The following is a 12,665-nucleotide window of genomic DNA, read 5'->3' as shown; positions in this document are numbered from 1 at the left end:
GGAGCTCCGTGGGTTCAGGCCGGCTCGGGGGCGAGCAGGACGACGGCGAAGGATTCGGGGCGCAGACGGGCGGCGGCCGCGCGCACCTCGTCGTCGGGGACGGTGCGCAGGCGGTCCGCGTGGTGGGCGGGCCAGTGCGGGCCGAGCCCGGCGAGTACGGCGGTGTGCAGCGCGTCGGCGAGGCCCGCCTGGGTGGAGGCGGTGATGGCGGCGAGGCCGGCGGCGTGGCCGCGGGCGTCGGCGATCTCCTCGGCGGTGGGCGGCCGGTCACCGGACAGCCGGCCGAGTTCGTCGAGGGTCTCCTCGACGGCGGCCCGGGCGTGCTGCGGGCCGCTGGCGAACTGCAGGGTGACCAGGGTGGAGCTCAGGCGCGGTTCGACGGCGGAGTGCCCGCTGTAGATCCAGCCCCGGCGTTCGCGCAGGTGCTGGGTCAGCCGGGCGGAGAACGAGCCGCCGAAGACCTGTTCGGCGAGGTGCAGGGCGGCGCGTCCGGGGTGGTCCGGGGGCAGGCCGTCGGTGGCGAACCGGGCCTCGCACTGGCGCAGGCCCGGGCGGTGGACGACGACGGGCTCGCCGTCGCCCTTGACCGGCGGCAGCGGCTCGGGGCGGCTGACCGGGCCGGGTGCCCGCCAGCCGTCGAACAGCCGGGCGGCCAGCTCGGCGGTGGCGGCCGGGTCGAGGTCGCCGACCAGGACCAGGACGGAGCCCCGGGGCACCAGGTGGCTGCGGTGCAGCGCGGCCAGGTCGTCCGCCCGGACGGCGGCCACCTCCGCCGCGGCCGGGGTCTCCCGGGTGGCCGGGTGGTCGCCGAAGCAGTGCCGCAGCAGGGCGGTGCGGGCCGCGCGGGCGGGCATCGCCTCGGTGATCCGGACCCGGTCGAGCAGCCGGGCCCGTTCGGCCTCCACCACGGCGGCGGGGTAGGCGGCGCCGGCCAGGCAGTCGGCGAGCACGGCGAGCAGCCCGGGCAGGGCCGCGGCGAGCGCCTGGCCGCTGACCCGGAGCGTCTCCGGGCCGACGACGGTGCGCAACGTGCCTCCGCTGTCGGCCAGTCGGCCGTCCAGCGCGGCCCGGTCGCGCGCTGCCGTGCCGGCCGTCAGGGTGGCGGCGAGCAGTTCGGCGGCGGCGGTGTGGGCGGGCGTCGCCCCGCCGAAGGGCACCCCGAGGCGCAGCTGCACCAGCGGGACGGTCGGCCGGCGGACGGCGACCAGGCGCAGCCCGGTGGGCAGTTCGACGTCGACGAGGTCCGGTTCGGCGATCGGCGGGGGCGGGCCCGGCGCCGGGAGCGGCGGCAGGGTCTCGACGGTCATCAGGACTCCGTGGCGGGCAGCAGGTGCAGGGACGTCCGGTGGCCGCGGACCATCGTGTCGGCGACCGCGCGCACCTCCTCGGCGGTGACCGAGGCGAGCCGGTCCGGGGCCTCCGCCACCAGTGCGGCGTCGTCGTGCAGCAGTTCGTACCCGGCCAGGCGGCGGGCCCGGGAGCCGGCCGAGTCGGTGTCGCGGTACCAGGCCGCCGACAACTTGCGGACGGCGCGCCGCAGTTCCTGCTCGTCCGGCCCGTCGGCGGCGAGCGCGGAGAGCTCCTCGGCGGCGGCCTCCTCGACCGCGGCGACCGGGACGCCGGGCGTGCAGACCGCGTTGACCAGGAAGAGGTCCGGGTCCGCGGACTCGAACGGGCCGGTCAGACCGGCCATCGCGATGGCCTGGCCGGCCATCCGCCGCTCCCGGACCAGCCGTCGGCGCAGCCGGCCGGCGTCCGCGTCGCCGAGCAGCCCGGCCAGCAGCACCGCCGCCAGGTGCGCCCGGCCGCCGGCCGGCGGGAGCCGCCAGCCGAGGGCCAGGGCGGGGACGGGGGCGAGCCGGTCGGTGCGTTCGACGGTGCGGTCGGCCGTCCACGCGGGCTCGGACAGGTCCGGCCGGGGCGGGACCGGCCGGGCGGCGATCGGGCCGAAGTGCCGCTCGGCGAGTTCGGCGACCCGCTCCGGCGGGACCGGGCCGCAGACCGCGAGCACCGCGTTGCCGGGCGCGTAGTGGGTGTCGAAGAAGGCGGCGCAGTCCTCGACCGTGGCCTCGCCCAGCGACGCGGTGTCGCCGAAGCCGTCGTGGGAGTTGGCGAAGCGGTCGAAGGCGGCGGCCGGCAGCTGGAAGGTGGGGAAGCCGCCGTAGGGGCGGTTGTGGACGGTGCGGCGGATCTCCTCGCCGATCACCTCGACCTGGCGGGCGAGCTTCTCGGCGGTGAGTGCCGGGGCGGCCATCCGGTCCGCCTCCAGGAACAGGCCGAGCTCCGTCTCCTCGGCGGGCAGGGCCTGGTAGTACGCGGTGTGGTCGCGGTAGGTGGTGCCGTTGAACGCCCCGCCCCGGGACTGCACCAGCCTGGCGTGGGCCTGGGCGGGCAGCCGGGCGCCGCCCTGGAACATCATGTGCTCGAAGAGGTGGGCGAAGCCGGAGCGGGTCTCCGAGCGGTAGCCGACCCCGTACGCCACGGCGACGCCCACGGCCCGGCTGCCCGGGTCGTGCAGGGCCACCAGGCGCAGGCCGTTGCCGAGCCGGTACCGCACCGGGCGGGCGACGGGCGGTGCGACGGGCAGCGAGGTGGTGTCCGCGGCTGTGTCCGCGGCGAGGTCCGCGGTGGGTTCCGCCGTCAGGCCCGCGGTGGGTGCCGTCATGACCCGTTGCTCCGGATGGCCTTGAGGCCGAACCAGGTGGTCAGGCCGGCCAGGGCGAGCGCCACCAGGGCGCCCACCACGGTGTCGGAGGAGGTCAACTCCCCGGCGAACAGCGCGCGTTCGGCGGTGACCACGTGGGAGAGCGGGTTGGCCTTCGCCAGGCCCGCCAGCCAGCCCGGGGCGAGCGCCAGCGGCAGCAGCACCCCGGAGAGCAGCAGGGTGGGCAGCATCAGGGTGTTCAGCGTCTGGCCGTACGCCTCCTCGGACTTCAGCAGCAGCGCCAGACCGTAGGCGAGCCCGGAGACGGCCAGTCCGAGGACGGCCAGCAGGGCGAAGGCGAGCAGCACGCCGCCGAAGGAGGCACGCAGCCCGGCCAGCAGCGCGCCGGACACCAGCAGGGCCGCCTGGACGGTGAGCACCACGGTGTCGCGGACCATCCGGCCCAGCAGCAGGCCGAGTTCACCGGCCGCGGTGACCTTCATCCGGTCGATCGCGCCGGAGCGGATCTCGGAGATGATCCCGAAGCCCACGAAGACGGCGGCGAACATGCACTGCTGGACCAGCAGGCCGGGAACGAAGATCCGCCAGCTGTTGCCGCCGCCGAAGCCGGGGGCGCCGCCGAGCCGGGTGAGCAGCGGGCCGAACAGCACCAGGTAGAGCAGCGGTTGCATCAGCCCGAAGACGACCCAGGCGGGGTTGCGCAGGGTGTGGCGCATCGAGCGGCGGAAGATGATCCAGGTGGTGGCGGCGGTGGTCATGCGGAGGTCACCTCGGTGGGGCGCGGGTCGGTCGCGGCGGGCGCGGGGGTCTCGGCGGTCTCGGTGGTCTCGGCGGTCGCTCCGGACGCGGCGGTCGCGCCGGACGGGGCCTCCTCGGCCGGCCCGCCCGCGGGCAGGCCCTCCTCGCGCAGCGAACGCCCGGTCAGCCGCAGGAAGACGTCGTCCAGGCTCGGCCGCTTGACCGCGACCGACTGCAACTCGACGCCGGCCCGGTCGAGTTCGCGCATCAGTTCGGGCAGCAGCCGCTGCGCGTGGGCGACGTGGAACTGCACCGCACCGGGCCGGGTGTCGAGGTCCGAGCCGGGCACCACCCGGGCGACCACACCCGCCGTGTCGCTGATCTGCTCGGTCTCCAGGACGACCACGTCGCCGCCGAGGCCGCCCTTGAGCGCTTCGGCGGTGTCCGAGGCGATCACCCGGCCGCCGTCCAGCACGATGATCCGGTCGGCGAGCACGTCCGCCTCGTCCAGGTAGTGGGTGCTCAGGAACACGGTGGTGCCGTGGGCGGCACGCAGTGCGCGGACGTGGTCCCAGAGGTTGGCGCGGCTCTGCGGGTCCAGGCCCGCGGTGGGCTCGTCCAGGAAGAGCACCGCCGGATCGTTGACCAGGCCGAGCGCGAGCTCGAAGCGCCGCCGCTGGCCGCCGGACAGCTTGGCCGGGCTGCGGTCGAGGAAAGCGGTGAGCTCGAAGGTCTCGGCCAGTTCCCCGGCCCGGGCCGCGGCCCGGGCGGCCGTCAGGCCGTGCAGCCGGCCCTGGACGACCAGTTCGTCCAGGATGCGGTGGTCGCTCGGCGCGGTGGACTGCGGGACGTAGCCGATCCGCCGCCGCACCGCGGCGCGCTCGGAGACCACGTCGTGGCCCGCGACCCGGGCGGTGCCGGCGGTGGGTCCGAGCAGCGTGGTGAGCATCCGGACGGTGGTCGTCTTGCCGGCGCCGTTCGGCCCCAGGAAGGCCACCACCTCCCCCTCGGCCACGTCGAGGTCGACGCCCTTGACGGCCTCCACCATGCCGGTCCTGGTGCGGTACGAGCGGGCGAGGCCCTGCGCGCTGATCACACTGTCCCTCCGATCTCGGGCTCGGAAAACGCCCTCACGCTGCCCGACCGGAGGAGCCCCGGTCCAGAGCGGGAAAGCAAATTCCCGGGCCCTGACACGAAGCTGCCAGCGCGGCCGGCACGGCACTTTGCTGCCGCCCGGAAACCCTTGCGGCGGGGCCGTTGCGGCCACCATGCTCATGGCTCGTCACCGGACACCACACCGAGATCCGACAGGAGAAAAACCATGGCCACTGCGGTCGACTTCGGTTCCTTCGACATCAACGAGCTCAGCGTCCTGGACGCCAACGACGCCGTCGCGCTGCCCGACATGGGCGCGTCGTTCGTCGTCGTCGTCCTGTACACCGAGGACGGCGAGGAGATCCTGACCGAGGACTCGCTCAACGGCAGCGGCTCGCTGTCGACGTCGTCCTCCTGCTGCTGACAGCCGGTCCCGCGACCGGTTTCACGACCGGTTTCACGACCGGCCCGAGAACCAGCTCGAAAACCGGCCCCAAAGCCGGCTGAACAACCGTCTCGGCGGCTCACAGCCAGACGTCGGAGAACATTCCGGTGACAATCCCCGAGGCCAGCGACGGGCGCCGATCCAGCTTCAGCTGGTGAATCGAATCGTGTAATTCCTGGAGTCGTCATGAGAACAATCGATCCGGGCGTGGCCATTCGCATATTCGACTACTCGGAGAATCCGCGGGCGCTGCTGCGGGAGATCGGCGGGCCACTGGCCGCGCTGAGGGACTCGCAGCAGCTGCCCGTGGTCCACCTCCGCCGGGGCTGGCTGAACGGCTCCCACCTGCAGGTGGTCGCCCGCCCCTACGGCGAACGGCCGGTCGAACCCGCCGGGTTCGCCGCCGAAGCCGGCCGGCGGGCGCTCGCCCTGGGGGCCGAGGCCCCCGACGAGGCCGCGTACCTGCGGCGCGCCGAGCAGCTCGCCCGCTGGGAGAACGTCTCGGCCGAGCTGCTGCCCCGGTACCGGCAGGGCCACGTCGAGATCGCCCCGCACCGGCCCAAGCCCGACCCGGCCGCTCTCGCCCAGGCCGTCGACCAGATCGCCGGCCGCTTCCTGGAGCCCGTGCTCGCCTCCGCGCACACCCCCGACGGCGACCTGCTGCCGCACCTCGCCCGGGTGATGGCGCTGCTGGCCCGGGCCCACCCGCGCGGCATCAGCGCCGGCGCGCTGCCGTACCGCTCGCACGCCGAGGGCATCGCCTCGGCCACCGGCAACCACGTCGACCTGCGGGCCCGCTTCGCCGAGCGCTTCGCCGCCGACCGCGCGCTCTTCGAGGACGCGCTGACCGCGCCCGTCACCAACGGGACGCTGCTGCTGTGGCAGCGCGCCCTGTACTACGCCTGGGGTGTCGCCGAGGCGCTGACCGCGAGCGGCCTGATCGACGAACGCACCCTGCAGGGCGCGGCCGGGGACGTCTCGGAGCCGCCGCTGGGCACCCCCGTGCGCAGCCCCTTCATCGCCGAAGTGCTGGACAGCGGGCTGCTGTTCCGCCCCTCCTACCGGCACATCGCGCACCGCGTCGTCCTCAACGTGCTGTACACCTCGCTCACCTGCTTCGGCATCACCCCCGTGCAGCGCTACTACCTCTGCTACGGACTCGGCGAGGCGACCGATCTGATCACCGGACAGTCGTCCGTGGAACGCCTCCGCGACTTCAGCAGGGAGCTGGCCTGACATGACGCTCGCCGACCTCACCCGGTCCGCCGCCGGGACCGCCACCGGCCCCGCCCGGCCCGCGGCGGACCTCCTCCGGACCGCCGCCGGCCCCGAGCCGACCGGCCCGGAGGGCGCGTTCGTCCTCGCCGACCACCCCATGGTCCGGATCAACCCCACCCCCGGCCGGCGGCTGGCCGGCCCCGCCCTGCGCACCGCGCTGCGCGCGCTCCACGGCGCCGAACAGCAGCGCGCCGCACTCGCCGAGGCCGCCGGCGACGAGCTGTACGCGCTCATCGGCACCGCCGCCGGCAAGGAACGCCGACGGCTGATCGCCCTGCGCCGCGCCGTGTTCAACCGGCGCGACCCCGAGCCCGCCGACCTCCCCGGAGCGCTGCCGCCCACCGCCGCCGCCTGGCTGGCCGCCCAGGAGCGCAGCCTGCTGGCCCGCACCGCGATCCGCACCGGGATGGACACCTTCCTCGCCGAGGAACGCACCCTGCTCGCCGAACTGACCGGCTCCGAACCGTTCCTGCTCTCACTGGCCCTCAACTCCCCCCAGGTGCTGGACGCCGTCCAGCGCTACCGGGCCGTCCCCGGCCGCCCCGGCACCCGCCAGCGCAAGTCCGAGCGCGGCATCCTCCAGCACTTCGCCCGGGCCCAGGTCCGGGTCAGCCCGCTCTCCCGGCTCACCGCCGTCGGCTTCGCCGCCTGGTCCGAGGACGGGCCCCGGCTGGACCGCCCGCCGTTCGACCGCCGCCGCGCCGTCTCCGTCGCCACCCCCGACCGCGCGCTCCTCTCCGGCCTGCTGAACGGCATCCTGCTGCCCCCGGACGGCACCCCCTCGCCCGCCGCCGTCCAGCGCAACCCGATGCTGCGCCGGGACGGCGGCACCGTCCGGTTCAGCCACAGCGCCGGCGGCACCCGCCGGATGCTCGCCACCGCCGTGGACGAACGGCTCGACGCGGTCCTGCGCCTCACCGCCCTCGGGCCGGTCTCCACCGAGGTGCTCGTCGCCGAGCTCGCCCGCCGCCTCGACGTGCCGCCGGCCGCCGCCCGCGAGGTGGTCGACGCGCTGGTCCGGGCCCAGGCGCTGGTCGCCGCGCCGGCCCTGGACGAGCAGAGCGCCGACCCGCTGCCCGCCGCCGCCGAGCTGCTGCGCGCCGGACACCCGCGCGCCGCCGAACTGGTCGACGAGCTGGCCGCCGCGCTGCACCGGGTCGAGCACGAGAACCTGGCCGGCCGCCAGGCGGCCCTGCACCGGGTGCGGGCCGTCGAGCAGGCGCTGAACGAGCTGAGCAGCTGCCCCGCCCGCAGCCACGTCAACGAGGACTACCTGCTGCCGCCCGCCACCGTCTCCCCCGACGGCTACCGCGACGCCCTGGCCGACCTCGGCCGGGTCGCCCGCTTCCAGTCCCTCTTCGACCGCCACCACGAGATCCGGGCGCTGCTCGTCCGCGCCTTCACCGACCGCTTCGGCCCCGGCGGCCGGGCCGACCTGCTCGACCACGCCGAGGAGCTGGTCGGCCTGGTCCGCGCCCGGGAGCTGGACCTCACCCGGGACCGCGCCGCCGCGTGGGGCCCGGCCGACGGCTCGCTGCGCGAGCTGCTGGAACGCCGCCGGGACGCCCTCGCCGGGATCGCCCGCCGGATCCGGGACACCACCGGCGAGGAGACCGTCCTCGACCCCGCCTGGCTGGCCTCCTTCGCCGACGGCCTGCCCGAACGCTTCCGGCTGCGCGCCGCCTCGTACGGCCTGCTGGTCCAGCCGGTCGACGGCCGGCTGGTGCTCAACGCCTGCTACACCGGCCACGGCCAGCTCGCCACCCGCTTCCTCGGCGCCCAGGCCGCCCTCGGCGGGGACGCCCCCGCGCACGTCGCCGCCCGGCTGCGCCACCTGCTCGGCGCGGACGGCCTGCGGCTCGCCGAGGACCGCGGGCTGCACCGCTCCAACATCAACCACCGGATGCCGCTGCTCGACGAGGTGATCACCCCGGACGAGTGGACCGGCGTCAGCCTGGTCCACGACCCCGCGACGGACAGCCTCGGCCTGCTCGACCGGGACGGCACCCCGCTGCGGGTGCTCTCCACCGGCATGAAGTGGATCGAGCTCCAGCCCGCGCCGCTCACCCTCGCCGTCTGGCTGTACGACACCGGCCGGGTCGCCTTCGACCCGGTCGGGCAGCTGCACGCCGCGCTCGGCGGCACCGACGCCACCACGGCCTACCCCCGGTTGCTGGCCGGCGACGTCGTCCTGCAGCGCCGCCGCTGGTACCCCGGACCCGACCTGCCGACCGCCGAACCGGCCGACGACGCCGAGCAGTTGCTCGCCCTCACCGCCTGGCGGGCCGCGCACGGCGTGCCGGAGGAGGTCGTGCTCAAGACCCCGCTCGGGCTGCCGTCCGGCCGCAGCGCCGGCGACGACGACGTCAACAGCCGGCTCGGCCGCTACCTCAAGGCCCGCAAGCTGGAGAAGCCGCAGTACGTCGACCTGGCCAGCGCCCTGATGGTGCGGGTGCTGCCCCGGTTCCTGGAGCGGCGCGGGGCCGGCTACCTGGAGGAGGCGCTGCCCGGGGTGCGCGGCGGCGTGCACGCCTTCGAGTGGGCGCTGGAGTACGACCTGCGGCCCGATCCGGAAGGCGATCCGCGGCACGGCCCGGGGGGCGGACCCGGGTCCGCCGCCGGTTCCGGCCTCGGGGGTGCCGAGTGAGGGTCAAGCTCCGCCCCGGCACGCACTTCGCGCCCGTCCGGCAGGGCGTGCACTTCGCCCGCGCCGGGAAGGCCTTCGTCCTGGCCGGCCCGCCCACCCTCTACCGGCTCCTGGACAGCCGCATCGACCTGCTCGACGCGGGCACCGACAGCGAGGCCCTGATCGCCGCGCTGGGCGGCGAGCCGGCCCGGCCGGTGGTCGAGCACGTGCTGCGCACCCTGCTCGCGCAGGACGTGCTGCTCGACCTCGACGCGCTCACCGTGCCCGAGCCCGACCCGGCGGCCGCCGCCCGGCACGCCGAGGTGATCGGCTACCTGGAGGCGCGCAGCGACGACCCCTACCGGGTGCTCGCCGAGCTGCGGGCCGCGACGGTGGCCGTGCTCGGCGCCGGCCCGGCGGCGGAGGTGCTGACCCGCAGCCTCGCCGCGTACGGGATCGGGCGGGTGCGCGCCGATTCCGGCGGGGCGGCGGACGCCCTGACGGTGCTGGTCGACGACGCCGACCGGCCGCTGGACCTCGACGCGGCGCTCGCCGGCCTGCCCTCCGACGCCGCCGTCCTGCCGGTCCACGCGGGTGCCCGAACCGCCGTGGTCGGCGCCGTGACGGCGGCCGGGGCCGGGACGGGCGCCTTCGCGGCCGCCGTCCACCGCGCCGCCGGGTGGGCCGCAGCCGACCCGGAGTCCGCCGCGCCGCGACCGCTGAGCGCGCTGCTGGCCGGTGCGCTGGCCGCGCACACCGCGCTCGGGGAGCTGTCCGGCCTGGACCGGGGCCGCGCGCCGGCCGCCGTGTACGGGCGCGAGGCCCGCAGCGCCGCGCTGGCACCGCCCGCCGACCCGCCGCTGCCCCGCTGGGAGGCCGTCACCGCCGCGACCGGGGCCGTCACCGCTCCGACGGGGGCCGTCACCGCTCCGACCGGGGCCGTGACCGCCGAGGAGCCGCTCACCGCCGAGCGGCTCACCGCGGCCTGGGCGCCGCTGGAGGCCCCGCGCCGCGGCCTGTGGCTGCGCGGCCGCGACCTCGACCTGCCGCAGGTGCCGGTCCCGCTGGCCACCGCGACCGTGGTCGGTACCCGCACCGGGCAGCAGCCGGTCCGGGTGGCCGGCTGGGGCACCGACCGCCCGTCGGCCTCGCTGAGCACCATGCTCGCCGCCGCCCGTCGGGTCGCCGCCCTCCACCGGGACCCGACCGCCGGCGTCCCCGCGGCCGGCGCCACCCGCGACCACTGGCTGCTCGACGGCGCCCTGCGCGTCCTCGGCCCCGAGGCCCTGGCCCTCGCCCCCGAGGCCGTCCTCGGCTGGACGGACCTGGACTCCGCCGAGCAGCGCACCCTGTGGAGCCTGCTCGACGAGTACTTCGGGCGGAACGTACGGGCGGTCCGGCACCGACTGCCCGGCCTGTCCTGGGTGTTGACCGCGGTCACCGACGCCGACGGGGAGGTCCGGGCGGCCGAGTGGGGGCCCTCCCCCACCGCCGCTACCCGCACCGCGCTCGCCGCCGCCGTCGCCCAGGCCCAGGCCGATCCGGCGACCCGGGCGCTGCTGGCCGGGCCCGCCGACCCCGCAGGTCCGGTCGGTCCGGCCGTCGGCACCGCCGAACTCGCCCTGGCGCCCGGCGGCGCCGTCCGCTCCCTGGCGGCGGAGCTGAGCCGGGCCGCCGCCGACCGCGGCGGCGCGCTGCGCGGCGAGCGGCTGCGCCACGACGGCGTGCTCGGCGAACTCCCCCTGTTCCTCGGCCCGGTACGGCTGTCATGACGGCCCCCGCGCCCGCCACCGAGTCCGCCGCCGTCCCCGCACCCGCCGCGCTGATCGGCCCCGGCGCCCCGGACTGGCCCTGGCAGCGCTGGGCCGCCGCCCGGCCCGGCCTGCTGCTGGCCGCCCGCGCCGACCTCGACCACGGCTGGGAGCGGCGGGCCATGGCCGCCGCCCGTACCGCGCGGCTCCCGCTGCTGTCCGTCCGGGTGTTCGCCACCGAGGCCCAGATCGGCCCGCTGTGGCCGGTCGACGGCCGGTCGGCCTGCCCCGGCTGCGTCCAGGCGGCCGCCGACCAGCGGCGCGGCCCCGCCGAGCAGCGCCCCGAGCAGGACCGCGCGGCCCGGGAGCGTTCCGGCGGCCCGGCCCTCCGAACCGGCGCCACCGGCACAGGTACCGACACCAGGACCGGCTCCGACTCCGCCACCGGCACCGGCACCAAGACCGGCTCCGGCTCCGGCAGCGGCGCGGCGGCCTTCCCGCCGTGGCTGGGCGAGGCCGTCGGCGCCCTGCTCGACCCGAGCGCCCCGCTCGCCCCCGGCGAGCTGGTCCGCGTCTCGGCGGACGGCGCGGTCACCCGCCACCGGATCACCCGGACCTTCCGCTGCCGCCTGTGCGCGCCGGAGGCCGCACCGCTGCTCGCCGCGCCCGGCGATCCGGGACCGCCCCCGCTCACCCTGGCCCGCCGCCCCACCCGGGCCGCCGTGCCGACCCGCCAGGGCGCCCCCTTCGACGGCGACGCCGAGCTGATGCGGCGCACCATCGCCGACGCCCGGTTCGGACCGGTGGTCCGGATGACCCGCAACTCGGCCGGGGCGTACCCGATGACCGAGGTCGAGCTGCTGGCCGGGACGCCGCCGGGCATCGGCCGCGGCAGCCGCTTCCGCGAGGCCGAGGCGATCGGGATGTACGAGGCGCTGGAACGGTTCGGCGGCTACCCGCACACCGCCCCGATCGTGCCCGGGGTCTCCCGCCGCCGGCTCACCGAACTCGGCGTCCCGGCCCTGGACGTCCGCCGGCTGGGCGTCCACACGGACCGTCAGTACGCCGCCGCCACCAGCCGCGTCCGCCCGTGGACCGAGGACACCGCGCTGGACTGGACGTGGTCGCGCCCGCTCGACGGCGGTCCGCCGGTGCTGGTCCCGGCCGAGGCCGGCTTCTACCGCTACGGCTACGGGCTGCGCGCCGAACCCGGTCGGGAACCGCCGCGCCGCTGCCTCCTGGAGTCCTCCAGCGGCAGCGCGCTGGGCAACAGCTTCGAGGAGGCGGCGCTGCACTCGCTGCTCGAACTCGCCGAGCGGGACGCCTTCCTGCTGGCCTGGCACGGGGCCCGGCCGCTGCCCGAGATCGACCCCGCCTCGGTCCGCGACCCGGACTCCCGCGCCATGCTGCGGCTGGCCTCGGACCGCGGCTACCGGGTCCACCTGCTGGTCGCGACCGCCGACCTGGCCGTCCCGGTGGTCTGGGCGCTCGCGGTGCGCCCGGACCGCGCGCTGCCCGCCTCCTTCAGCACCGCCGGCTGCCACCCCGACCCGGAGGCGGCCGTCCGCTCCGCGCTCTGGGAGCTCTCCCAGCTGGTGGCGGCCGGTCTCGCCTGGGACCCGGAGCCGCTGCGGCCGATGGTCGAGGACCCGTGGCTGGTCGAGTCGATCGCCCACCACTGGCGGCGGTTCACCTTCCCCGAACTGCTGCCCCGGGTGGAGCGGGTGCTCGGCGGGCCGGTCCGCCCGCTCAGCGAGTGCTTCGGCGACTGGCCGCGCCCGCTGACCGAGGCCGCGGGCGGGGACGTCACCGGGGCCCTGGAGTTCGTCGTCGAGCTCTACCGCCGCGCCGGGCTGACCGGGATCCTCGCCGTCGACCAGTCCACCCCGGACCACCGGGCGCTCGGCACCGCGGTGGTGAAGTGCGTGGTGCCGGGCATCGTGCCGGTCTGCTTCGGGCTGGCCCACCAGCGCCTCGCCGGGCTGCCGCGGCTCGCCGCCGCCACCGCCGGCGCGGACCCCGACCAACTGCTGCGGGACCCGCACCCGTTCCCCTGACTCCCCGCCG

Annotated in this window: 8 protein-coding genes and 2 pseudogenes; 5 read left to right on the top strand and 5 right to left on the bottom strand. The window is 76.9% G+C overall.

All coding sequences use genetic code 11. The features are described from left to right. Positions 1-14 precede the first annotated feature (14 nt). From AB0Q99_RS09115 to AB0Q99_RS09095, 5 genes and pseudogenes are all read right to left on the bottom strand, one after another. Positions 15-1,307: an insulinase family protein gene (locus AB0Q99_RS09115; protein WP_363569673.1), complete on the bottom strand. Its 1,293-nt coding sequence runs from the start codon at positions 1,305-1,307 to the stop codon at positions 15-17. After that, positions 1,307-2,665 (bottom strand): pitrilysin family protein, encoded by a 1,359-nt coding sequence (locus AB0Q99_RS09110; RefSeq protein WP_363569672.1) that lies wholly within the window; start codon positions 2,663-2,665, stop codon positions 1,307-1,309. The genes AB0Q99_RS09115 and AB0Q99_RS09110 overlap by 1 nt, the downstream gene beginning before the upstream one ends. After that, the gene (locus AB0Q99_RS09105) at positions 2,662-3,423 is read right to left on the bottom strand and encodes an ABC transporter permease (protein WP_363569671.1); all 762 of its coding nucleotides are present in this window, start codon (positions 3,421-3,423) and stop codon (positions 2,662-2,664) included. Before AB0Q99_RS09105 ends, AB0Q99_RS09110 begins: the two co-directional genes overlap by 4 nt. After that, positions 3,420-3,821: pseudogene (locus tag AB0Q99_RS09100) on the bottom strand (DUF4162 domain-containing protein); the annotation flags it as partial. The pseudogene AB0Q99_RS09100 and the gene AB0Q99_RS09105, both read right to left, overlap by 4 nt. 6 nt (positions 3,822-3,827) lie before the next feature. Further along, a pseudogene (locus tag AB0Q99_RS09095) lies at positions 3,828-4,451 on the bottom strand (ATP-binding cassette domain-containing protein); the annotation flags it as partial. A 273-nt stretch (positions 4,452-4,724) separates the two neighbouring features. Between AB0Q99_RS09095 and AB0Q99_RS09090 the strand changes: the two are divergent. The 5 genes from AB0Q99_RS09090 (at position 4,725) to AB0Q99_RS09070 (ending at position 12,655) form a co-directional block, all read left to right on the top strand. Beyond that, positions 4,725-4,922 carry a hypothetical protein gene (locus AB0Q99_RS09090; RefSeq protein WP_363569670.1) on the top strand — a complete coding sequence of 66 codons (198 nt, stop codon included), beginning with the start codon at positions 4,725-4,727 and terminating at the stop codon, positions 4,920-4,922. A gap of 228 nt (positions 4,923-5,150) precedes the next feature. Next, a complete protein-coding gene (locus tag AB0Q99_RS09085) occupies positions 5,151-6,179 on the top strand; it encodes a hypothetical protein (protein ID WP_363569669.1) in 1,029 nt (342 codons plus the stop codon). 1 nt (position 6,180) lies between these two features. Next, entirely contained in the window at positions 6,181-8,868 is a 2,688-nt protein-coding gene (locus AB0Q99_RS09080; RefSeq protein ID WP_363569668.1) for a lantibiotic dehydratase, read from the top strand. Then, positions 8,865-10,619 carry a hypothetical protein gene (locus AB0Q99_RS09075; protein WP_363569667.1) on the top strand — a complete coding sequence of 585 codons (1,755 nt, stop codon included), beginning with the start codon at positions 8,865-8,867 and terminating at the stop codon, positions 10,617-10,619. Before AB0Q99_RS09080 ends, AB0Q99_RS09075 begins: the two co-directional genes overlap by 4 nt. Continuing rightward, positions 10,616-12,655, top strand: a complete 2,040-nt coding sequence (locus tag AB0Q99_RS09070; protein ID WP_363569666.1) for a YcaO-like family protein — start codon at positions 10,616-10,618, stop codon at positions 12,653-12,655. Before AB0Q99_RS09075 ends, AB0Q99_RS09070 begins: the two co-directional genes overlap by 4 nt. Positions 12,656-12,665 lie beyond the last annotated feature (10 nt).

Source organism: Kitasatospora sp. NPDC086791, from assembly GCF_040685975.1.
Classification (GTDB): domain Bacteria; phylum Actinomycetota; class Actinomycetes; order Streptomycetales; family Streptomycetaceae; genus Kitasatospora.
Note: the sequence above shows the minus strand (reverse complement) of the source record. Positions and strands in the feature narration are given on the sequence as shown.

Bases quoted from the DNA above. Each gene is read 5' to 3' on its own strand.
- AB0Q99_RS09115 (WP_363569673.1), bottom strand. From the start codon at position 1,307: ATGACCGTCGAGACCCTGCCGCCGCTCCCGGCGCCGGGCCCGCCCCCG.
- AB0Q99_RS09110 (WP_363569672.1), bottom strand. From the start codon at position 2,665: ATGACGGCACCCACCGCGGGCCTGACGGCGGAACCCACCGCGGACCTC.
- AB0Q99_RS09105 (WP_363569671.1), bottom strand. From the start codon at position 3,423: ATGACCACCGCCGCCACCACCTGGATCATCTTCCGCCGCTCGATGCGC.
- AB0Q99_RS09090 (WP_363569670.1), top strand. From the start codon at position 4,725: ATGGCCACTGCGGTCGACTTCGGTTCCTTCGACATCAACGAGCTCAGC.
- AB0Q99_RS09080 (WP_363569668.1), top strand. From the start codon at position 6,181: ATGACGCTCGCCGACCTCACCCGGTCCGCCGCCGGGACCGCCACCGGC.
- AB0Q99_RS09070 (WP_363569666.1), top strand. From the start codon at position 10,616: ATGACGGCCCCCGCGCCCGCCACCGAGTCCGCCGCCGTCCCCGCACCC.